20 protein-coding genes are annotated in these 21,836 nt (G+C 42.7%); 13 read left to right on the top strand and 7 right to left on the bottom strand.

Features of this window, described 5'->3' with window-relative positions; all coding sequences use genetic code 11:
- Positions 1 to 15: 15 nt before the first annotated feature.
- Positions 16 to 2,715: a CHAT domain-containing protein gene (locus V7K76_RS01100; RefSeq protein ID WP_334779454.1), complete on the top strand. Its 2,700-nt coding sequence runs from the start codon at positions 16 to 18 to the stop codon at positions 2,713 to 2,715.
- A 175-nt stretch (positions 2,716 to 2,890) separates the two neighbouring features.
- On the opposite strand, the gene V7K76_RS01105 is transcribed toward V7K76_RS01100, so the two are convergent.
- The gene (locus tag V7K76_RS01105) at positions 2,891 to 3,277 is read right to left on the bottom strand and encodes a DUF1830 domain-containing protein (protein ID WP_334779453.1); all 387 of its coding nucleotides are present in this window, start codon (positions 3,275 to 3,277) and stop codon (positions 2,891 to 2,893) included.
- Positions 3,278 to 4,051: 774 nt separating this feature from the next.
- On the opposite strand from V7K76_RS01105, the gene V7K76_RS01110 reads away from it, so the two are divergent.
- The 6 genes from V7K76_RS01110 to V7K76_RS01135 all read left to right on the top strand — a co-directional run bounded on the left by V7K76_RS01110 (position 4,052) and on the right by V7K76_RS01135 (position 8,684).
- The gene (locus V7K76_RS01110) at positions 4,052 to 5,644 is read left to right on the top strand and encodes a photosystem II high light acclimation radical SAM protein (RefSeq protein ID WP_334779527.1); all 1,593 of its coding nucleotides are present in this window, start codon (positions 4,052 to 4,054) and stop codon (positions 5,642 to 5,644) included.
- A gap of 81 nt (positions 5,645 to 5,725) precedes the next feature.
- The gene (locus tag V7K76_RS01115; RefSeq protein WP_334779452.1) at positions 5,726 to 7,114 is read left to right on the top strand and encodes a DICT sensory domain-containing protein; all 1,389 of its coding nucleotides are present in this window, start codon (positions 5,726 to 5,728) and stop codon (positions 7,112 to 7,114) included.
- Complete coding sequence (locus tag V7K76_RS01120; RefSeq protein WP_265273570.1) at positions 7,111 to 7,749, top strand: pentapeptide repeat-containing protein; 639 nt, start codon at positions 7,111 to 7,113, stop codon at positions 7,747 to 7,749. The genes V7K76_RS01115 and V7K76_RS01120 overlap by 4 nt, the downstream gene beginning before the upstream one ends.
- Positions 7,750 to 7,819: 70 nt before the next feature.
- A complete protein-coding gene (locus V7K76_RS01125) occupies positions 7,820 to 8,053 on the top strand; it encodes a hypothetical protein (protein WP_334779451.1) in 234 nt (77 codons plus the stop codon).
- Positions 8,053 to 8,454, top strand: a complete 402-nt coding sequence (locus tag V7K76_RS01130; protein WP_334779450.1) for a type II toxin-antitoxin system VapC family toxin — start codon at positions 8,053 to 8,055, stop codon at positions 8,452 to 8,454. Before V7K76_RS01125 ends, V7K76_RS01130 begins: the two co-directional genes overlap by 1 nt.
- A gap of 98 nt (positions 8,455 to 8,552) precedes the next feature.
- Positions 8,553 to 8,684: a hypothetical protein gene (locus tag V7K76_RS01135; protein ID WP_335029640.1), complete on the top strand. Its 132-nt coding sequence runs from the start codon at positions 8,553 to 8,555 to the stop codon at positions 8,682 to 8,684.
- Positions 8,685 to 8,841: 157 nt separating this feature from the next.
- On the opposite strand, the gene V7K76_RS01140 is transcribed toward V7K76_RS01135, so the two are convergent.
- Both V7K76_RS01140 and clpS read right to left on the bottom strand, forming a co-directional pair.
- Positions 8,842 to 9,672: a CPBP family intramembrane glutamic endopeptidase gene (locus V7K76_RS01140; RefSeq protein ID WP_334779448.1), complete on the bottom strand. Its 831-nt coding sequence runs from the start codon at positions 9,670 to 9,672 to the stop codon at positions 8,842 to 8,844.
- Between the two features lie 65 nt (positions 9,673 to 9,737).
- A complete protein-coding gene (clpS, locus tag V7K76_RS01145) occupies positions 9,738 to 10,019 on the bottom strand; it encodes an ATP-dependent Clp protease adapter ClpS (protein ID WP_334779447.1) in 282 nt (93 codons plus the stop codon).
- 300 nt (positions 10,020 to 10,319) lie between these two features.
- Here clpS and V7K76_RS01150 point away from each other — a divergent pair, with 300 nt between their 5' ends.
- Positions 10,320 to 10,685: a hypothetical protein gene (locus V7K76_RS01150; protein ID WP_334779525.1), complete on the top strand. Its 366-nt coding sequence runs from the start codon at positions 10,320 to 10,322 to the stop codon at positions 10,683 to 10,685.
- A 120-nt stretch (positions 10,686 to 10,805) separates the two neighbouring features.
- Here the strand turns inward: V7K76_RS01150 and V7K76_RS01155 are convergent, their stop codons facing one another.
- Positions 10,806 to 11,006 (bottom strand): hypothetical protein, encoded by a 201-nt coding sequence (locus V7K76_RS01155; protein WP_179067590.1) that lies wholly within the window; start codon positions 11,004 to 11,006, stop codon positions 10,806 to 10,808.
- A 471-nt stretch (positions 11,007 to 11,477) separates the two neighbouring features.
- Here V7K76_RS01155 and V7K76_RS01160 point away from each other — a divergent pair, with 471 nt between their 5' ends.
- From V7K76_RS01160 to V7K76_RS01175, 4 genes are all read left to right on the top strand, one after another.
- Positions 11,478 to 11,813, top strand: a complete 336-nt coding sequence (locus V7K76_RS01160) for an STAS domain-containing protein (protein WP_334779446.1) — start codon at positions 11,478 to 11,480, stop codon at positions 11,811 to 11,813.
- A 144-nt stretch (positions 11,814 to 11,957) separates the two neighbouring features.
- Positions 11,958 to 14,690: a TIGR03960 family B12-binding radical SAM protein gene (locus tag V7K76_RS01165; protein WP_334952257.1), complete on the top strand. Its 2,733-nt coding sequence runs from the start codon at positions 11,958 to 11,960 to the stop codon at positions 14,688 to 14,690.
- Between the two features lie 1,047 nt (positions 14,691 to 15,737).
- Complete coding sequence (locus V7K76_RS01170) at positions 15,738 to 17,909, top strand: Rne/Rng family ribonuclease (RefSeq protein WP_334779443.1); 2,172 nt, start codon at positions 15,738 to 15,740, stop codon at positions 17,907 to 17,909.
- A gap of 8 nt (positions 17,910 to 17,917) precedes the next feature.
- The gene (locus V7K76_RS01175; protein WP_334779442.1) at positions 17,918 to 18,574 is read left to right on the top strand and encodes a ribonuclease HII; all 657 of its coding nucleotides are present in this window, start codon (positions 17,918 to 17,920) and stop codon (positions 18,572 to 18,574) included.
- A gap of 8 nt (positions 18,575 to 18,582) precedes the next feature.
- On the opposite strand, the gene V7K76_RS01180 is transcribed toward V7K76_RS01175, so the two are convergent.
- Positions 18,583 to 19,170 (bottom strand): DUF1997 domain-containing protein, encoded by a 588-nt coding sequence (locus V7K76_RS01180; RefSeq protein ID WP_334779441.1) that lies wholly within the window; start codon positions 19,168 to 19,170, stop codon positions 18,583 to 18,585.
- Between the two features lie 324 nt (positions 19,171 to 19,494).
- Between V7K76_RS01180 and pheA the strand changes: the two genes are divergently transcribed.
- The gene (pheA, locus tag V7K76_RS01185; RefSeq protein ID WP_334779440.1) at positions 19,495 to 20,376 is read left to right on the top strand and encodes a prephenate dehydratase; all 882 of its coding nucleotides are present in this window, start codon (positions 19,495 to 19,497) and stop codon (positions 20,374 to 20,376) included.
- A gap of 110 nt (positions 20,377 to 20,486) precedes the next feature.
- Here pheA and V7K76_RS01190 read toward each other — a convergent pair whose 3' ends face one another.
- On the bottom strand, positions 20,487 to 21,134 hold the full coding sequence (locus tag V7K76_RS01190; RefSeq protein WP_099099764.1) for an LON peptidase substrate-binding domain-containing protein: 648 nt from the start codon (positions 21,132 to 21,134) through the stop codon (positions 20,487 to 20,489).
- 226 nt (positions 21,135 to 21,360) lie between these two features.
- Complete coding sequence (gene rpsJ / locus V7K76_RS01195; protein WP_008232935.1) at positions 21,361 to 21,678, bottom strand: 30S ribosomal protein S10; 318 nt, start codon at positions 21,676 to 21,678, stop codon at positions 21,361 to 21,363.
- Between the last annotated feature and the right edge of the window lie 158 nt (positions 21,679 to 21,836).

Genomic DNA, 21,836 nt, shown 5'->3' on the forward strand with positions numbered 1-21,836 from the left:
AAAATCCAAAATTGTATGATTTATAAAAAGTACCGTCGCCTATTAATTTTTATCCTTTCAGCCTTATTGGGATTGTTATCTAGTTTAACTGTGCCAGCTTGGTCAAATCTCCCCAATTTACATCCTAATGCTGCTAGTCCTTTAGCATTAGCAAAAGAAGGTGAACAACGGTACAATGCCGGAGAATTAGAAGCAGCAGCAAAATTATGGCAAGCGGCGGCTGAGGCTTATGAACAAGTGGGCGATCGCGACGGAATGACTAAGAGTCTGATCAACAAATCCCAGGCTTTGCAAGATTTAGGATTGTACCCCAAAGCTTGCAATACTTTACTCGAAGCTTTTGCGATTAAAAACCCCAACTGTAGCCAAACCCAAATCGAGCAATTCCAGAAAACCCTGACTCAAAAGAGTGATTCCCTGACATTAACTCAAGCGATTGGCTTGCACAGCCTTGGTGATGTCTTACGCAGACAAGGGTTATTACAAAAGTCGCAAGAAATCTTGCAGTTAAGTCTGTCATCAACTCCCGAATCGCCGGAAAAAAGCTCAGTCCTAGTGAGTTTAGGCAATACCGGACGGATCTTAGGCAACCAAATCCGCGATCGCTGGGACTATGATGCAATCACAGAAATTATCGATCGCAAATCTCTCTTGGATGCTCTAGCGCCCTACGAGCAAGCTGTTTATTACTACATTCAAGCAGCAAAGGTAACATCAGCCCCACCACTGCCGAAAGTTCAGGCACAACTAAATCACTTCCAGCTATTACTGGAGATGAAAAGATGGTGGGGTGAACAGACGCAACGCCGGATTACTTCTTGGTCAAGATTTTCGGAAGCTAAATTAATTCAACGGGGAAAAGATTTTATCTCTGGGTTAGAGTTGCAGTTGAGCCAAGATGCTCAAGCATTGCAAAATCAAATTCTACCTAACCTGACTACTCTTACTCCCAGTCGTGCTGCCATCTATGCCCAGATTAACTTTGCTGATTCTTTGATGCAAAGCGCCCAAATAAATAACGTTGAACCTTTATTAAAAAATGCACTACAACAGTCACGGACTCTACAGGATAAACGAACCGAAACCTACGCTCTAGGGTATTTGGGCAAACTTTATCATAAACAAGGGCAGTTAGATCAGGCAACCAAACTGACACAACAAGCATTGATGTTCGCTCAAGAACAAAATATCAGTGGTGATGCTAGGGAAATTACTTATCTTTGGCAATCTCAGTTAGGAAGTTTACTACGGAAACAGGGAGATATCAAAGGAGCGATCGCAGCTTACACCGCCGCCTTTAATACTCTGCAATCCCTACGCAGTGATTTAAACGCCAACAATCAAGATGTCCAGTTTGACTTTCTCCAAGAAGTCAAACCTGTATATTTAGAATTAGCAGATTTGCTGTTGAAATCAAATTTGAGTGACAATGAATTAAATTCCCTACTAGTGACTAATCCTAATATTAAACAGGAAAAGTCGGAAATCAAAAAGTCTCAAAAACGCCTAGAATTTGCCCGCCAGGTGATAGAATCTCTGCAATTAGCAGAACTAGATAACTTTTTTCAAGACCCCTGTTCTGAAACAGCAGATGTCGCGTTGCAAATTGATAATATTGATGCTAATGCAGCTGTAATTTATCCGATTGTTTTACCAGATCGTTTAGAAGTTATCCTTTCCGTATCAGGAAAACCCTTAGAGGAAGTAGTAATTCCGATCAGCGAACAGGAAGTTAATGAGACTCTAGATCGGCTTTACGATAATTTAGACAACGTTAGTATCAATAACTCTGCAAGAAATATTCTCTCGACTTCTAACCCAAACCCCAAAGAATTAAAGGAAAATCTTCAGACACTTTTACCAATCTTTGGAGAAGTTTATAACTGGCTAATTAAACCTTTCGATATACAGCTAGATCCCAAGGAAATCAAAAGTTTAGTGTTTGTACTAAATGGGAGATTGCAGAGAGTGCCAATAGCTGCGCTCTACGATGGACAAAACTATCTCATTGAAAAATATAGCCTTGCCCTGGTTCCCAGCCTACAATTGCTCGCTCCTAAACAATTGCAAAGGAAACAACTTAAGGTCTTAGCTGCTGGAGTTAGCGAGCAAATGAAGGTACAAGGAGAATTTTTTGCCGCACTGGTTAATGTTCCCAAGGAATTAGACCAAATTAAACAAACTTTCCCTGCTTCCCAAAAGCTGCTCAATCAAGAGTTTACTGTCAAAACGATTCAAAAACAGTTGAAATCAAATTTTCCTGTAATCCACCTAGCAACTCATGGGCTATTTAGTTCTAATCCCCTGAAGAATTTTATTATTACAGGGGATGGGAAAAGTATCAGTATTAAGGAGTTGAGTGCTTTGCTCAGAGAACCAGGCACACCTGTAGAATTATTGGTGCTGAGTGCCTGTGAAACTGCTACTGGTGATGAACGAGCTGTCTTAGGCTTGGCAGGGATGGCTGTTCGTTCAGGCGCACGCAGTACCCTTGCCACTCTTTGGCCTGTAGGTGATGCTTCTACCGCTAAATTTATGGGTCAATTTTACCAAGACCTGAAAAAGCCAGGGAGTAAACAAGCAGATGCTCTGAAGAATGCCCAACTATCACTGTTAGAATCTTTGAAACTGAATCCACCTTTTCAGGAGTTGCAGAATTTACCACCTCATCCTTATTATTGGGCACCTTATGTTTTAGTCGGAAATTGGCAATAGCAGGAGAGAGTTTCGGGGGAGGTGAGGAGCATGAGGGAGTAGGGGAGAAATCAATTCAAAATTCAAAAACTTCTGCATCCTGCCTCCTCTTCCCCAATCCCCAATCCCCAATAAATAAAAAAGGCTGCTGAATTAGCAACCCGGAAATTTAGTAAAATTCTTTTTTTTAATCAACCTATGCTAAACCAAGGATTTGCAAGGGTTTTGTAGTATCTCCGATTTTTGTATTAATTTGCTGCACCATTAATTTGGTATTAATAGGGTCTTTTCCATCTGATGAGTCTGTATTAAACTCATAATTACTGGGTTCTTCGAGCATTAGGCGATCGCACGGAATCTTATCGGATAAAATTGCACTTGCCATCATCCCTGTGTGAATCTCCACTTGACCTTTTCGCGGAGCTTCAAAAACTAAACGTTGTCCAGGGAAAACAACCCTTTCAAAATACCAGTTGGGAATATTGCAGATGCGAGCTACCTGTATTTTGCTCGTGGCATTAATGTAGCAGCAGAGAATTTTTCCTGATTGCTCAGGTGGTAGAGGATCTAATATTTGAGCCATAACTGCTGAGGAGCTTTACGCCACAATTTTACATTACACTAGCCAAGCCTAGCACTCACTGATCCCCAGTTGTTGTAACTGCGAATACCAACTGAGCCTTTGTAGATTATTTCTGTCTAAAGATATATTTTCAGTTATGAAAATTTTGTAATTATTTACACCTTTTTCGGAATTATAAACTATAGATAAAAGTCTTTGATATTTTTTCCTGGTTTGAAGAAGAATTCAGGAGTCAGAATGGGCTAAACGCCCCGCTACCGCTAACAGGAGTCAGAATCAAGACACGACTCGAAAATACTCGCTCTAAGCGAAGCCATGCCGCAGGCTTTACGCTGCGCTATCCGCTTTTTCGGTCAAAATTCATTCTGAATTCTGACTCCTGACTACTGAATTCTGTTCGATAAAAGCTTGAATTTTCTTTAGGCAGATTGTTAGGGAATTGACATAACGATGATCCCCTTGCCTTTCCCATAGCCAGGAAGTGAGTTTTGCTGTTTCATGTATCCCAGGATTAATCATCTGGGATCATCGCTTAATGAATAAACTCAATGTTATGGTAAAGCTATATGAAAAAATGTCTTCATAAAGCTCTCCATAGATTCCATGTATGTTTTATGCACAGCAATTTTAGCGTTTCCCGCAGTTGCTAATAGCAGCTTTCGATTACCAATAATTAGCTAAAATGTCAAGCGCGATTTGATAAATAAAACCAGATAAAACAAGCACACACTTTAAAACTGAATGTTTCTCTCGCTTTCTCCACAGATTGGCAAGATGGAAGTCCAAACACAGATGATGGAAAATCGAATTCTTTACGTTCGCCTTCCTTGTAACCCCATCTTTCCTATTGGGGTTGTCTACCTGAGCGATCATGTCCACAAGCAGTTTCCTGATATTGAACAGCGCATCTTTGATTTAGGAACAGTACCACCTTTAGATTACAGTTCGGCTTTGGATCGCTGTATTGATGAATTTAAACCAACACTACTAGTATTTTCTTGGCGGGATATTCAAATTTATGCCCCAGTTGGCGGACGTGGTGGCAACCCTCTGCAAAACGCCTTTGAATTTTACTACGCCAAAAATCCTCTATTGAAACTACGCGGTGGATTGGGCGGTTTGCGTATCTTCACCGCTTACTATGTGGAGTTGTGGCAAAACCAGGGCTTAATCAAACGCGGTTTAAAACGTGCCCAAAAGTATAACTCTGATGCGCGTGTAGTTGTCGGTGGTGGTGCAGTCAGCGTATTTTACGAACAATTGGGTAAAAGCTTACCCCAAGGGGCAATTATTTCTGTCGGTGAAGGCGAAACCCTGCTGGAAAAACTTTTAAGTGGCAGAGATTTTCGAGATGAACGCTGTTACGTTGCCGGAGAAACTCAACCACGGCAACGGCTAATTCACGAACAACCCACCCCAATAGAAAAAACAGCTTGTAACTACGACTATATCGAAAGCATCTGGCCGGAATTTAACTATTACCTGCAAGAACAAGACTTTTATATAGGTGTACAAACTAAGCGTGGTTGTCCTCACAACTGTTGTTATTGCGTCTATACGGTTGTTGAAGGCAAACAAGTACGCATCAACCCAGCCGATGAAGTCGTTGCGGAGATGCGCCAATTATACGATCGCGGCATTCGTAACTTCTGGTTTACCGATGCCCAATTTATCCCCGCGAAAAAATTTATCGCCGATGCCGTAGAACTCTTGCAAAAAATCGTCGATTCTGGTATGACAGATATCCACTGGGCAGCATATATCAGAGCTGACAATTTGACACCAGAGTTGTGTGACTTGATGGCGAAAACCGGGATGAACTACTTTGAAATCGGCATTACCAGTGGTTCTCAAGAACTCGTGCGGAAAATGCGGATGGGTTACAACCTGCGAACCGTCTTGCAAAACTGCCGTGACTTAAAAGCTGCTGGTTTCAACGACGTAGTTTCCGTTAACTACTCCTTTAACGTCATTGACGAACGTCCCGAAACCATCCGCCAAACCATCGCTTACCACCGCGAACTAGAACGGATTTTTGGTGCTGATAAAGTCGAACCTGCCATCTTCTTTATTGGACTACAACCCCATACCCATTTAGAAGAATACGCTTTCAAAGAAGGCATCCTCAAACCAGGGTACGATCCAATGAGCTTGATGCCGTGGACAGCCAAAAAACTTCTCTGGAATCCCGAACCCCTTGGTTCATTCTTTGGAGAAGTCTGCTTGCAAGCTTGGCAACAAAACCCCAACGACTTCGGGCGCGAAGTCATGAAAATCTTAGAAGAAAAACTGGGTTGTGCCGACTTAGAAGCAGCACTCACAGCACCATTAGAGACGAAAGAAAAACAGTTAGCAAGTGTATCCTAAAAAACACGAATTCTGAATCTCCCCCTCTCCTCCTCTGTGTCCTCTGCGCCTCTGCGGTTCGTTTTCATAAAATTCCAAACCATGTTAGAAGGTTCAATCCTACAACAGCTAGAAACAGCCCACCGCCACACCACCAGGCCAATTCGATTCGGTGTTTACTACAAAAATACCCTAGTTGCCCTGTGCCATGCCCTAGAAGACCATATCTTAACCGACGACGGTACACCCTTGGTGATCGCAGCCTTTCAACAAGGAAAATGGTATCTACAAGAAGCTGAACGATATGCAGACATCGCCCAGCGTAGTTGCCAAATTGCCATCCTGGCTGCCGCTGAATCTGGCTTTGCTGAACATCCTACCAGTCAGCTACCCAATGTAGACTTAGTGGCATTAAATCCAGTTGATTCAGTGGCGCAAGAGTGGCACTTAATTATCTTGTCACCTAAATACACAGCAATGGTAATTTGTCAAGAATTATCAGAGGCAGATTATGGCAGTACTGGAGTGCCGACATCGGACTTAGAGCGTAAATTCTATGGTTTATGGACATTTGAGCCAGAGTTAGTGCAAGAGACAGCAGAAATTGCGATCGCTCACATCCAAAAATACAACCCAGAACTGGCGGAAAAACTCACAGGCAATAAACAGCAAATTGTACCATCAATGGACAGATCCCAAAATTTAGGTGCAGTTGTCTCCCGTGTAGTAGATTATCTCCAGACTGGACAAGATAATTTATCCATCCCTACAGCCCTTCAGAAACAAACCCTAGATCGCAACTTGGTTTCTAACGAAATCCAAGCCTTTTTGCGAATGGCGCAACTGATGGATATGGCAGATGTCAACAATCCAATGGCAGCTGCGGAAGTAGTAGTACTTGCGGAAGCGATCGCCCAGCTTTTGGATCTTCCCGCATGGCAAATTAAGAGATTGCGGCTAGCAGCTTTGTTACATCGCATAGATCCATTACAAAATGCCGAAAGTGTCCTGACTTCTGGTAATATACCCACACGCTACCAAGAAGATGCCCCCAGTTGTCCTTTAATACCAGGGGCGCAAGTGTTACGAACCATGCCACGACTGCGAGCCGTTGCCCAAATTATCACTCACCAAACCGAGTGGTGGAATGGTTTAGGGGAACCAGCAGGTTTAGCTGGAGATGAAATTCCCCTAGAGTCAAGAATTTTGGCATTATTGGCAGACTTTCAGTGGCGAGTCAATCAGCGAAAATTGTCAAATCAAAGCCGGGAACAGATATTTACTCAAGCTTTAGATGAGTGCAAACAGCAAGAATCTACTCGCTTTGACCCTAAACTTGTAGATACCCTAGTTTTGTTAGTTATGGGTTTACAACAGGGACTCGACTTACCCCTGATGACACCCAAATTCAGCGCCGGCATCTGGATACTTGATTCCCAATGGGATAGCCACAGCAAGATCAGTGAAGAGATTGGTAGTTACTTTACATGAATATTGAAGCCATTAGATTAGGAAAACTCAAACAACTTCCAGGGGCAAATTTAGAAGACGAGGAACTCTCCCGACTGGATTTAAGCCGGATTAATCTTGCTGGTGCTACCCTTGTAGGTGCTAATTTTGCTGGTTCTAAACTCGAAGGTGGGCATTTAGAGGGGGCGAATTTAATGGGAGCCAACCTCCAAGAAACTGACTTGCGGGCGAATCTCATGGGAGCAAACCTGATGCAAGCAGATTTAACGGGCGCTGACTTGCGCGGTAGCAATTTGCGCGGCGCTAACTTGATGGGAGCAAGACTCAGTGATGTGTCATTGGTGGGTGCTTTCTTGAGTGGTGCCAATTTGATGAACGTGAACTTGCAAGGCGTTGACTTACGCGGTGCTGACTTGCGTGGTGCAAACCTCACTGGGGCAAATCTCAAAGGTGCAGACTTGAGTCGCGCCGATTTGCAAGGGGCTTTGTTGAGTGAAGCAAACCTAGAAGAAGCCGACTTGCGGGGGGCGAATTTGGCAGGGGCGAATTTGACGGGAGCGAATTTACTCTGTGCAGAATTAGAAGGTGCAAATTTGAGCGGCGTTAATTTGAATAAAGCATGTTTGGTGGGGACAGTGGTTGAGACGCTTGCGTAAAGATTGCACCAAAAAGCCCAGTATACTTGGCTATTGTTAAAATTTTTGCAGATGAAGCAGGTGAAAATTTGTGAGCCTAAAAGAAGTTATCAGACTAGCAAAGCAGCTTTCAACTGTGGACAAAGTACGTTTGATCCAGCAAATTGCTCCTGATATAGAACGCGAATTAACAGATAAACTCTCTAACTTTCCCCGACAATCCTTATGGGGACTCTGTGCTGATTTAGGAAACGCACCTTCCACAGAGGAAATTGATGTAGCTCGTAGTGAAGAATGGGCTAACTTTCCACGGGAGGATATTTGATGCTGCGTGCTGTAGCTGACACTCATGCAGTCATTTGGTATATTTTTGGCGATTCACGATTATCAACAACTGCCCAAAATACTATAGCCCAAATAGCATCTTCTGGAGATCAAGTTGCTTTCTCCTCCATTACGCTAGCCGAAATTGTCTACTTGAGTGAGAAAGGGCGTATTTCTCCACTAACACTTGAACGTCTGCTTGCATCTGTTGACACAAGTGATGCTGTACTGCTTGAAGTTCCTTTTAATAGGCACATAGCTGAAGCTTTGCGCTTAGTGAATCGCTCACAAGTACCAGATTTACCCGATCGCATTATTGCTGCTACAGCCTTATATCTAGGAGTGCCAGTGATTAGTCGAGATAGCAAAATTCAACTATCTAGTGTTAATACCATTTGGTGACATTCGTACTTGCGATTTATGAGCAGTTAAATCGTTAATATACTTTCGTTGTCTTATTGGAGCATTTTACTACTTTGTATTTTTGAGAACTACCCAGAATGACACCCGTCGGCGCCCAAGTCTCAATTAGTGCAATCATTCCCATGTTGACCGCGATCGCCAATCGACAATGGGAACAGTTCAAAGAACTGGAGGCAGATTTTGTATCCCAGTATCGTTGCCAAGGGTAAAACAGTGCTAGGAGTTTGAATGTGCCAATACCCTGTGTCTTCATCATATAATCTCCAAACAAGTAAATTTAGAGCTTCTAGGGCATTTATTACTAAGTATTGCTCTTCTGTGGGTTCCACAAATGGTAAGTGTGTATGTAAGCCAGTGCTGATCTTATCAGAGAGGCGATCGCTCAGTCCTTGCCCGTACCCACAAAGCTAGTACACTCATTAACAACACCCCCATCACTCCTTGCAGGGGATTATTATTCACACCAGTTACCCAATCAGGAACTTGATCCGAATATTTCACTAATTCCCCAACATTAATAATGTAGTAACCCCAAACCAAACCACCATGCAAACCAATTGGAAAACCTAAGCGTCCCCTCCGCCAATGCTTTCCCCACACTTGCGTTAACCCCAGCAGTACTAAAGCTGGAAATTGCGGCAGTGTATGAATAATTGCTTCCAAGGGTTTAATAAAGTGCAATGTAGCAAAGGCAGTTGCATCTGTCCACAGTGCCACACGCAGACTGTAATCTCGTTGTAACTCATCTAGCAACCAGCCTCGGAATAACAATTCCTCAGCAAATCCAACACCTAAGCCAACAAGTGAACCCTCTAAAACAACTTTCAGCAAGAAAACTTTCGGTTGTTGCCACATCAACCAACCCAACAAACTTTCTACACCAAAAAGTATCAGAATATTAATTATCCCTATAGCCAAGCCACTTATTAAATCCACACCATTTTGTCGCGTGAATTCTAAGCCATAATGCCGTAGAATTTGGGGCTGTTTGTAGACATATTTACCCCATAGTCTCAGGAGCAAAATAAACACTACATATAACAATACCAATGTCAATATACTTTCTAAGTTTGAATTATGCACTAGTAAGTATATTGGTGCAGCTAATGGCAACCATAGCAACAATAAAGTCAAAATAAAACAACCCAGCCTAATAGGGGCAGGGCGTTCAGCTAAACGGACAAGGTTTTCTTTCATACCAATGTAAGTCACCAGCCAATACTCTATACTTCAACTAATGACCAATGACTAATGACTAATGACTATTCATCAGGTTCAATCGTGCTACTTAAACCATGACTTATCAATGTTTCGCAATAAAACTCAGCGTGTTCCAGGGCACAAGTAATCACTAAAGCTAGCCCGTTAGTATGGGCTTCCATCATAATGCTCACAGCCTGGGGTTGCGTAAGACTTGGCACAGTCGTTATTAGTGACTGCACAACATGCTCCATCGAGTTGTAGTCGTCGTTATGGAGCAAAACGCGATACCGAGGCGCGAGCTTGCGGGTTGTGGAAGGCTTTTCAATGGTTTCAACTGACACGGCTCTTTGCTCTTTTCTCGTTACTTCACTACAACAAAGTCTCTGTTTTGCGATCGCTCAACAGTATTTCACCTATTCTATAGTATTTCTGCTCAGATACTATGCTAGGAAAACCCTTTACTGCCAAGGATTGGTCGTATTAGTCTTGTGTAGCCACTTGTAAGATATATGTCTTAGACATGGCTGCCGTAACAGTGTTACCCTAATCTTACAGAAGCCTTCCTTAAAGTTAACGCATTTTCACTTTTAAGATTAAGGAAGTTGCAAAATAATCCTTGCCCCTGCCCAAACTGCATAATGATGGACATCAGCCTAGAATTTCTTCAACCAGGACAAATTGTGTCTTTAAAACATGGCGACAGGAATCTGTATGCAGAAGTCATTCAATTTGTAGTTTCCCGTCAGTTATGCTGGGTGCGTCCTTTATTAATGGTCACTTTCATTCAAGAATCACCTCTAATTACCGATTTACGAGATGCGTCTGACCTGCTTTGGCCTGCCAATTTATTTTGTCCAGCATTAGACACAGAAGTAATTACCTTCTTGAGCCAAGTTTTAGCAAAAGAACCAAAAACTGAATCAGATTCAGCCGCAAAGCAGCAACTAAATCAGTTTATTCACCAACTGTGGCAAGCGTATCAAGAGGGATTGGGGATTGAGGATTAGAGTACGGGGCATTGGGCAAAACAGTGTTACAAAACTTAATTAAGTTAGCGAGTCCGCTACCCCTATAGGGAAGCAAGCTACGCCTTTAGCGTCTCCTAGAGAGCGTCATTACGAATTATTCTAATATCCCAGGCTAGGAACTAACTGAATTCTGCCAGCATCCATCTCTGCCATTAATAATTCGAGGGCTTCGTAATCAACATCAGAAATATAACCAAGTTCTGTCAGTTCTGAGTTTATTTCATTTTCTATCTCAGGGGTGAGTTTTTTTATGTCAAGAGCTTTTTCTACCAATTTACGAATAGCGTACTGAGTTCTCATAAGTAATAACCAAACTGTAATATGATACTAATCATTTCAGATTAGCCTAAGTATGAAGAGTGCCCCAAATACTAACTTACTAGTGATATATATCACAGTTTAATTAGTTGGATAGATAATTCGCTTTGGCTTTGCCGTATGCCATCAGCAACGCTAAAGTGAAAGATTTAACCTAACGTTAAGACTTGGCTAAATTAGCTTTAGTTATAGACTAAGCAAGATTTCTCAGCATAGTTACTGATGATTTGTCTGCTCTATGACCGTCTATAGTTGATTGTTTTTGAACTGAGATAAAAAAAAAGTATATATAAACACATTTTAAGCTGGAATTATAACAATCTTTAAACAGAGATACCAAAGCAATAAAGATTCAGCAAAGAGAGGTAAGACGTATGGTCGATGCAACAAAATAGAGTTTATGTTCAAATAATCCTTAGCTTGACGCTTCAAAATTCTTAATAGGATGTAACTATGCAGGCAGTGCTTTACTATCCCAAGATTGCAGTTATTCGCCCCCAAGGGTCTTTGAATGCTGCAAATGCCTTGGAATTTGAACGAGATATGACCACCGCGTTGGCACAAAATGGTATTTCCATCTTAGTAGTAGACCTCGCAGCAGTAGAATCCTTAGACAGCGCAGGGTTGATGGCATTGTTATCTACACACAAGCTGGCTCTTACTTTAGGACGAAGTTGCCGACTTTGCGCCGTTGCTCCACCAATTAGAATTATTTTTGAACTGACGCAACTTGATAGGGTATTTGAAATCTTAGACGGTGAAGCTGCATTTAGCCAAACAGAACTTTGATGTAAAAGTACAAAGTTTAGGACAAGAAGTAGACTTTAATGTAAAGGAATTGTAAGTTGCAACGACAAACTCTGTTAGAAGTCCTAATTCAATGCTAAGGTTGGGTTTGGGTAGCTGTAATTAAGGTAGCTAGAAGATAGCACAGTGGTTGTTGCAGTTGAAAAATTAATAAAATCGGGTATTTCCAAACCAGCTCGTTACCTGGGTAACGAGCTATTAGCAATACACAAAGCTTGGGATAGGACAGCAATACATTGGGTTTTAACCTACCCAGAAGTGTATGAAGTCGGTGCATCTAATTTAGGGCACATTATCCTCTATAACATTTTGAATGCCCAACCGCGTCAATTGTGCGATCGCGCCTACCTCCCAGGACAAGACCTGGCAGCCAAACTACGCGAAACTAATACGCCATTGTTTGCGGTAGAGTCAAAGCGATCGCTAACAGAATTCGACATTTTGGGCTTTAGCCTCAGTTACGAACTGGGTGCAACTAATATCCTCGAAATGTTGGATTTGGCTGGAATTCCCTTGACGTGGCGAGAGAGGCAGGGGAGCAGGGGAGAATTTAGTGATACCCAGTCTTCGTTTCCATTGATTTTCGCTGGTGGGCAAACAGCAACATCAAATCCTGAGCCTTATGCTGATTTCTTCGACTTTTTCGCCCTTGGAGATGGAGAAGAACTGCTGCCAGAAATTGGTTTAGTCTTGGAAGAAGGCAAGCAAGCAGGATTAAGTCGGGAACATCTGTTACTTGACTTGGCACAGATACCAGGTGTATACGTGCCTCAATTTTACGATATGGCAGAGGATGGCTCAGTTCATCCTCATCGCCCAGATGTCCCAAAACGAATTCTGCGAAGGGTTGCAACTCCCATACCAGCATATTCTATTGGGTTAGTTCCCTATGTAGAAACGGTGCATGACCGTTTAACCATTGAGATTCGGCGTGGTTGCACTCGTGGCTGTCGCTTCTGCCAACCAGGAATGCTGACTCGACCAGCACGGGATGTAGAACCCGATCAGGTTGTAGAAGCAATTGAACAAGGTATGCGGGCAACTGGTTACAATGAGTTTTCCCTATTATCTCTGAGTTGCTCTGATTATTTATCCCTACCAGCAGTGGGGATGGAAATCAAAAATCGCTTAAAAAATGAAAACATTTCTCTGACTCTACCAAGCCAACGGGTAGACAGATTTGATGAAAATATTGCCAACATCCTTGGAGGTACGCGCCAAGGTGGACTGACTTTTGCTCCAGAGGCTGGTACTCAGCGAATGCGAGATATTGTAAATAAAGGGTTGACAAATGAAGAATTATTGCGGGGGGTGAAAACCGCCTGGGAGCAAGGTTGGGATAAAATAAAGTTGTATTTTATGATTGGCTTGCCGGGTGAGACGGATGCCGACGTTGTGGGCATCGCCGAAACAGTAAGCTGGCTACAGCGAGAATGTCGAGGCAAAGGCAGAAAACCCCTAAACTTTAACCTGACAATTTCCAACTTTACACCCAAGCCCCATACACCATTCCAGTGGCACTCAGTTTCTACCTCTGAATTTAAGCGAAAACAAAACCTGTTGCGTCAAGAATTCCGCCGAATCAAGGCAGTGAAGGTAAATTTTACCGATGTCCGCATTTCGGCAATGGAAGATTTTGTGGGACGAGGCGATCGCAATTTGGGCAAAGTAATCCGCCGCGCTTGGGAATTGGGTGCTGGAATGGATTCCTGGTATGAAAATTTAGATCAAGCTTTTAGTGCTTGGGAGATTGCGATCGCCCAAGCCGATTTAGATTGGAAATACCGCCAAGTCGAAAATGGCGAATGGAATTTGTTTCATGTACAAGAGCAGAAAAGATCGGGAGATGTGGAAAATACCCAATTCCTAACTCCTAACTCCTCACTCCTCACTCCTCACTCCCCAATCTCCATTACCCCTTATCCCCAGAGGGGGCCCCACCTTCCCCACTCCCTCGATATTCCCCTCCCCTGGGATCATATCGATACCGGGATTAATAAAAAGTGGCTTCAAGAAGACTTGCAACGCGCTCTAGAAGCTGCAATTGTACCCGACTGCTCTTTTGAAGGTTGTTCTCATTGTGGCGTCTGTGGCACTGATTTTGGACATAACGTGGTGATTGAATCACCCGCGATCCCAAAATTTGCTGGCGAATTTGTCCCCAACACAACTAAGGCGCAAAGACTGCGAGTTTGGTTTGGGAAACAAGGTAATATGGCTTTGATCAGCCATCTTGATTTAATCCGTCTATTTGACCGAGTTGTGCGGCGAGCAGGCTTACCAATTGCTTTTACTGGCGGGTTTCACCCAATGCCACGGATTTCTCTAGCAACTGCTTTGGCTCTAGGAGCTACTAGCAGCAGTGAAATTGCAGATTTTGAGTTAACTGTGCCAGTGGAAGTTGATACTTTCCGAGAAAAGTTGGCTTGTGAAATGCCCACAGATATACCAATATATAATGTGGAGCAGATAGATTTAAAAGCTAGTGCCGCTACCCAACTGCTAGAGTCCGCAGAGTATCTGATTACTGTAGCAGCACTTCAAGAAACAACACCCATACAATGGCAAAACTGGATTGATATAATCAAAGCAAAAGAGGAACTTTGGTACGAGCAAACAACTAAATCAGGCAAGAGCCAGTTAATAAATCTGCGCGATCGCTTGTTTGAATTGGAATTAGTAGAAAACTACAATTGCATTGCAGAATCCATGTCATCTGTAATCCGTTATCTAGGTAGCTATCGCCAGGACGGTTTGCTGTTGCGTCCCGAACAAATCCTGTTTATGCTAGAAGCAGTGGCGAATGTAGAATTTCAACTCCTGCACATCCACCGCAATCGGCTAATTTTAGGGGTATAATCCCTGTAAGGCAACTTGCTAGTAGTTGTCCTGACATGGCAGGTAATATGAATTGATTTTTAGCAAGGTTGCGTTAGAATAGGGTGAAGAGAAATTTTCTGGCGCTGCATTGAATTAGCTGGTTCACTACCCTGGTATTCAGGGGGCGAAAGCAAAGATATTTAGAGTGCAATTTCTAGGATTTTATTCTAGACAAACAAAAAGCAGATTTAAGAATGCACACTCTCTCTATAGCTACCTTGTGAATCAGTAACTAACAGCAGGCTCAGTTAGCTTCTCTAAATCCATGCTTTTTAAACAACTGCTGAATGTCTAATCCATGTAGTGCCCAAGAGCTAGTGCATTACTTTTTTAGAGTTAAAGCAACTGCTATCGGCTATGCCGACTTGTAGACTTTCACAGAGGCGCAAAGCGCGGCTTGTCTTAGGCTAGAGCAGCTCAAGGCAGGTTAGCAACTGGCGCTGCTGAGTATAACCCTAAGAGAAATCCAGGGAATGGAAAATAGAAATAGTTTCTTTTTCTTAACGAATTCCGTGGGTTTAAGTCCCCCGGTTCAATAACCGGCAATTTTTGGGTCGGGGTCTAAATCCCCGTCACAAAACTTACTTGCGACTTGCGACTTGCGACTTGTTTTAACGAATTCAGTAGGTTACTCTCAATGAAGCATCCTGAGTTCAAATGCTCGCTCAGGATTTAAAACTTTCAACTCAGAACTCTCAAGATTTGAGGGTATTGTATTACAGATCAACTACGGACGGTTGATTTAATTGCTTAAACGATATGCAGCAGTTCTGGAATAATCAGCCGTGGAAACGCTCTTAAGAGCGCCAATAGCTATTTAACTTAGAAGCTCAGATTTGCGATTTTTATTACCAGTAGCGCCTTTTGAGGGTTGTGAGGGCAGCAAAAGTACAATATCAAACCGAGAAAACACTAATAATTAAAACTGACGCCCAGACGCGGGGAGTTTGGAATTAGAAGTAATTAACCGGACTTGATACAACAAACCTCAAACCTATAAGTGCTGCCAATTTTTGAGGAAATTGAATGCCGAAACAAATTATCATCGCGGAGCAGCACCAAATTGCTGCGGTTTTTTCTGAAGATCAAATACAGGAACTCGTTGTTGCTACAGGTCATCATCAAATAGGTGATATCTACTTAGGAGTAGTAGAAAACGTATTACCTGGGATAGATGCGGCTTTTGTCAATATTGGCGATCCAGAGCGTAACGGTTTTATTCATGTCACTGACTTAGGGCCATTGAAGCTGAAGCGTACCGCAGCAGCAATTACAGAACTACTTGCACCACAGCAGAAAGTTTTGGTGCAAGTAATGAAAGAGCCAACGGGGACAAAAGGACCCAGGCTCACGGGTAATATAACTTTACCTGGACGCTATGTAGTACTGATGCCCTATGGTCGGGGCGTAAATTTATCCCGACGGATTAAAAGTGAAAGTGAACGCAACCGCTTGCGAGCATTAGCGATTTTGGTCAAACCGGCAGGAATGGGTTTGCTCGTGCGTACAGAAGCCGAAGGCAAACCCGAAGAAGCGATTATGGAAGATTTGGAGTTGCTGCAAAAGCAATGGGAAGCCATTCAGCAGGAAGCCCATTCTACCCGCGCTCCAGCACTGCTCAACCGGGACGATGACTTTATTCAGCGCGTATTGCGAGATATGTATGGCGCAGATGTCAATCGGATTGTCGTAGATTCTAGTACTGGTTTGAAGCGCGTCAAACAGTACTTGCAAAATTGGAGTGGCGGTCAAACACCGCAGGGATTGTTGATTGACCATCATCGCGATCGCTCCCCAATTTTAGAATACTTCCGGATCACTGCTGCCATTCGAGAAGCTCTCAAACCGAGAGTAGACCTACCTTCTGGAGGCTACATCATCATCGAGCCGACAGAGGCATTAACCGTAATTGATGTTAACTCAGGTTCCTTTACGCGATCGGCAACAGCTAGAGAAACAGTTTTGTGGACAAACTGTGAAGCTGCAACAGAAATTGCTCGCCAGTTGCGTCTGCGGAATATCGCCGGGGTGATCGTCGTTGATTTTATCGATATGGAATCGCGACGCGACCAACTACAAGTTCTCGAACACTTTAATAAAGCACTCAAAGCAGACAAAGCTCGTCCCCAGATTGCCCAACTCACCGAACTAGGTTTAGTAGAACTGACCCGCAAACGTCAGGGTCAAAATATTTACGAATTGTTTGGTGAAACTTGTCCTACCTGTGGCGGTTTAGGACATACTGTACGTCTCCCTGGAGAAATCGAAAACCGATTACCAATACCAGCAGATACACCAGAGCGCGAGCGTTTTGTATCCTTACCTCACCGAGAACCACGTCAGCCATCTGCCCGTACTCCAGAACCACGAGAAACCTACGATGGATTTGGGGAAGCATTTGACGGCGACTCAGAATTGAGCAACCTAAATCTGATCAATCATCCTAGTTATCAAGAACTTAATGATAAACGTCGTACCCGGACTCGCCGCAGTCGAATTGGTGTCAATGGGTTAAATGGGAAAGATGAAGCTCGGGTTATTCCCAATCCGCTAGCTTTTGTCAACGAGCCAGATTTAGACCTGGATGTAGAACCAGAACTAGGAGTTGCACCAGAAATTCCCTCCCCCACCCTTGGTAAACCAGGTTGGAGTGAAAGAGTAGAGCGCACTAAAATTATCAAGGCAGAACCAGTTAAGCCAGTGGTAGAACCACCGGAGATTAGAACTGTAGAAATGAGCCTCCAAGAACAGGATATATTTGCCTTGATGGGAATATCTCCTTTGGTGAAGCTAGAACAAGAGGTTAAAAATACCAAGTCTGTAATTATTAATGTGATTCAGCCTGGTCAATTGCCAACGACCCCAATTGAATCAACTTCAGAATCAACTATTGTCCAAAAAGCAACACCTGAAATAACCACTATTGTCCAAAAAGCAACACCTGAAATAATCACTATTGCCCAAAAGGCAACACCTGAAATAACTGCAAGCAAAATACCGACACCAAAAGTTATTGAGCCAGAACCAAAATCTTTAATCGAAGAGACAACTGAAACATCGGAGTTGACTACGAATCCTTCGGGACGCTTGTCTGCCAAAGCCGCAGCCAAAGAGATCGCAGATGAAAGCGAAGCCAATAGCAGCGCTACTGCCAACCGTCGCCGTCGCCGTCGTTCCTCAGCGCTCGAGGATAATTAATTTGCTTTATGGTAGAAACATCGCCAACGCCTTTGGAAAAATCCATTTGGCTAGAATTTTCTACCTTGTCAGGGATTGCAGGGTTGGTTGCAGGTGTGGATGAAGTAGGGCGAGGCGCTTTATTTGGCCCTGTGGTAGCGGCAGCAGTGATCCTACCGGATCATGCTTTGCCAATACTGATAGCAGCTAAAATTAAAGACAGTAAAAAGTTGTCTAGTTCTCGGAGAACTCAGCTAGCACAACAAATTTGTGAGCTAGCTGTAGACTGGAAAATTGGGTTTGCTTCTACTGCCGAAATTGACAAAATAAATATTTTGCAAGCAACGCTGTTAGCAATGAAGCGGGCTGTGCTGAAGTTAAAGGTACAGCCTGCAATCTGCTTGATTGACGGAAATCAGTCAATCAAAGATTTGCTAGTGCCGCAACAAACAATAGTTAAAGGAGACGAGCGATCGCTCGCTATTGCCTCTGCTAGTATTGTTGCTAAGGTTTGGCGTGACGAACTGGTAATGCGTCTGGCATTAAAATACCCTATGTACAATCTAGAAAGTAATAAGGGTTATGGTAGCCAGCGCCATTTGCTGGCTTTGCAACAATATGGGTCTTCGCCCCTACATCGTCAGTCTTTTCGTCCTTGCCAAATCAAACTACCAAATGCTGAGTGATGAAATAATTACTCAGCATTCAGGATTGGTAATTCAGTACTATCGCCGTCAACTCCTCTATCTTTGGTTTGTGATATCACCCAGTAGCGATAATCCGCCAAAAGTTGATTTAATAATCGTTGCTTGACTGACAACAGCACGCTTTTAAGCAAACCATTGCCAGTAGCTTCTAAAATCGGCTTAGGAGTAAAGGAAAATGGCGGTGGGAAATCCACCAGCACTTCTAAATCAGCCCTTCCTTGCAGGCGAGTGCCAGTGCTAAACTCTTGGGGAGACAAATGCCCTTTTAAATTGAGAGCAAAGCGCTGGTTAATATACTCAAAACCCAGAATTTCACAGCCTAGCGATCGCAAATAAATTATTCCATTTGATTCTGCCCATACTCTCATGTCTACGGTAGGTTGAATACTCAGTGACATAAAAGTAAGCGGACGCATTTTCAAGCGAAATACCTCCTCAGAAAGCTGCTGAATCCGGCTATTGTCAACTAAAGCCTTAACTAGGCGTTGAGGCTGACGTAAGTAGTGCTGAATGGGAATAGGCTGCTCTGGAACAGCGATTTCAACCGATTGGGAGGCAGTAAACCGGGTAGCCATGAGCGGGTAAAAGTATCTTTCTTCTTAATTTTAATATTTTTTAACAAATTATATCTAATTACAGAAAAGTATATAGTTTATTCACTATGAAAATTATAGTTGCTTATTAGCTATACATTATTAGCAAAAAGTTGTTACGCTCGTTATTATTTATTATCTTCATTTTCAGAAAGTCTAGATTAAAAATTAAGCATTGACAAAAGGCTATAAATATGTAGGCAAAATTGTAGAAACTAATATAATTTATCTTAAATCTTCAGAGGGATTTAATGAAAAAGTTGCCCATAAATTTGACAGTGAAACTCTTAACTCAAGGCTAAAGGCATGACTATATCGATCGCACATTTAGGACCCCCCGGCACTTACACAGAACAAGCAGCTGTTTTTTATGTCAACTGGCTGGGCACAAGTATGGGAGTTGAAGCTACATTATGCTTATGCCCCTATCCCACCATCTCCCAATCACTGCACGCGGTTGCCGATGGTCATGCCCACTTCGCTGTTGTGCCAGTGGAAAATTCTATTGAAGGGAGTGTCACCACAACACTGGATACACTTTGGCAGTTAGACAGTTTGCGAATTCAGTTGGCTTTAGTATTACCTATTGCCCATACATTAATTTCTTGTGCGCCTAATTTAGATAGCATTAAAACTATTTATTCTCACCCACAAGCTTTGGCACAATGTCAGGGATGGTTAGAGCGGTTTCTCCCAACTGTACAAATTATTTCCAGCAATTCAACAACCGAGGCACTGGAGCTATTGGAACAAGATCCGACAATAGCAGCGATCGCTTCTAGTAGAGCCGCTAAACTCTACAACTTGCCGATACTTGCTAGTGGTATCAACGACAATCCAGAAAACTTTACTCGTTTTTGGGTAGTAAGTCAGGGTGAAGCGGACGCCAGATACAGGGCATCAACAACGCGTACCAGTCATACATCGTTGGCTTTTAGTATGCCTGCCAACACACCTGGAGCATTAGTCAAACCTTTGCAAATATTTGCTCAACTAGGAATTAATCTCAGCCGGATTGAATCTCGTCCGACGAAGCGATCGCTAGGCGAATACTTGTTTTTCATGGATTTAGAAGCGGATGCCAAGGAAGCACAAATGCAATCTGCTTTAGCAGAATTAACTATCCACACAGAGGTTTTAAAAATTCTTGGCGCTTACAATGTTTTGCCGATCAGCGCCGTTAATTGAGAAGTTAGGAGTTATCTGTTATCAGTTAGGAACTATACATTATAAGTTATCAATCTTTTAGTTTTTGTTATTTCTTCCTAACTCCTGTAGAGACGCTATTAATCGCGTCTCTACTTTTCACTAAATGTATCTTTGAGAACAGCGCGAGCTGCCAAGTGATTCCGAGTAGAGGTTAAAATTTCTGCTTCCCGCTCTAGACGAGTTACAGTATCTTGCATTTCTAGCAATAACTGCTGCTCTGCGGCGACACCATAAAGGTTACTAGCTACCCAATAAGATAGCTCTGTTGGGAGATCGGGTAAATCTTCTGGCAGTTCGATATTTTGTTCGGTTAACTTGGCTGACAGACGCACAACATCTCGCAGCAGTTGTTCTACTTCAGAAGATAAAGGTCGCAAATCTTTAGTTGGTGGTTGGTCTTCAATCCACTCCACTAAACCAACGCGGTATGGCTTTTCACGAACATACTCTAATACACGAAATCTTTGCTGCCCTAAAGTCATCATCTTGATCCGATCATCTGGTAGCCGCTGGTGATGAATGATTTCAGCACAGCAACCAGTGTTTGCAATTGTACCTTTGACTGGATCGAACATCAAAACCCCGAACCTGCGATCGCTCTCCAAAATCGTGTTCATCATGATTCGGTAGCGAAATTCAAAGATGTGCAGAGGTAATGGCCTGGTAGGAAACAGAACTACTTCGGGTAATGGGAACAGAGGTAATTCGCGAACTGCAATTTTAGAAGATGATGTCATTGTTACTTTGGTATAAACTTAATCTTAAAAAATAATTTTTCTCTGCTTTTCCCGCATTTTGTCTACATTCTATCATTTGTTCCCTAGCTAAAGAAAAGCCCTGAGATATATTTCTTCAGGGCTGTCTAAATATTCATACTAATGTCATTTGTCTTTTGTCCTTCGTCCCTTGTCCTTTGCCAATGACAAATGACCAATGACCAATGACCAATGACTAATGACTAAATTAAAGTTTGACTTCTATATCCACACCCGATGGTAGATCCAATTTCATCAGGGCATCAATAGTCTTAGAAGAGGGCTGGTAAATGTCAATAATCCGGCGATGAGTACGGGTTTCAAAATGTTCCCGTGAATCTTTATCTACGTGAGGCGATCGCAGCACACAATAGATTCGGCGTTTTGTTGGTAAAGGAATTGGGCCTATAGCTGTAGCGTTGGTGCGGTTAGCTGTGTCTACAATCTTCTCGCAAGATGTATCTAATAAGCGCCTGTCAAAGGCTTGTAAGCGAATTCTAATCTTCTGCTGCTGTAGAGTTGCCATCTTTAATTTTCCAGGTTCTAGAGATTTTAGATTCTAGATTTTAGATTTTAGATTTAATCCAAAATCTAAAATCCAAAATCTAAAATTAATTAAGGGAAGAGAAAGGAGCAGAGAGGCACAATAAATACCATCTCTGCTCCTTCATTATGAGCAAAAAG

The organism is Nostoc sp. (genome assembly GCF_036917975.1).
Lineage (GTDB): Bacteria > Cyanobacteriota > Cyanobacteriia > Cyanobacteriales > Nostocaceae > Nostoc.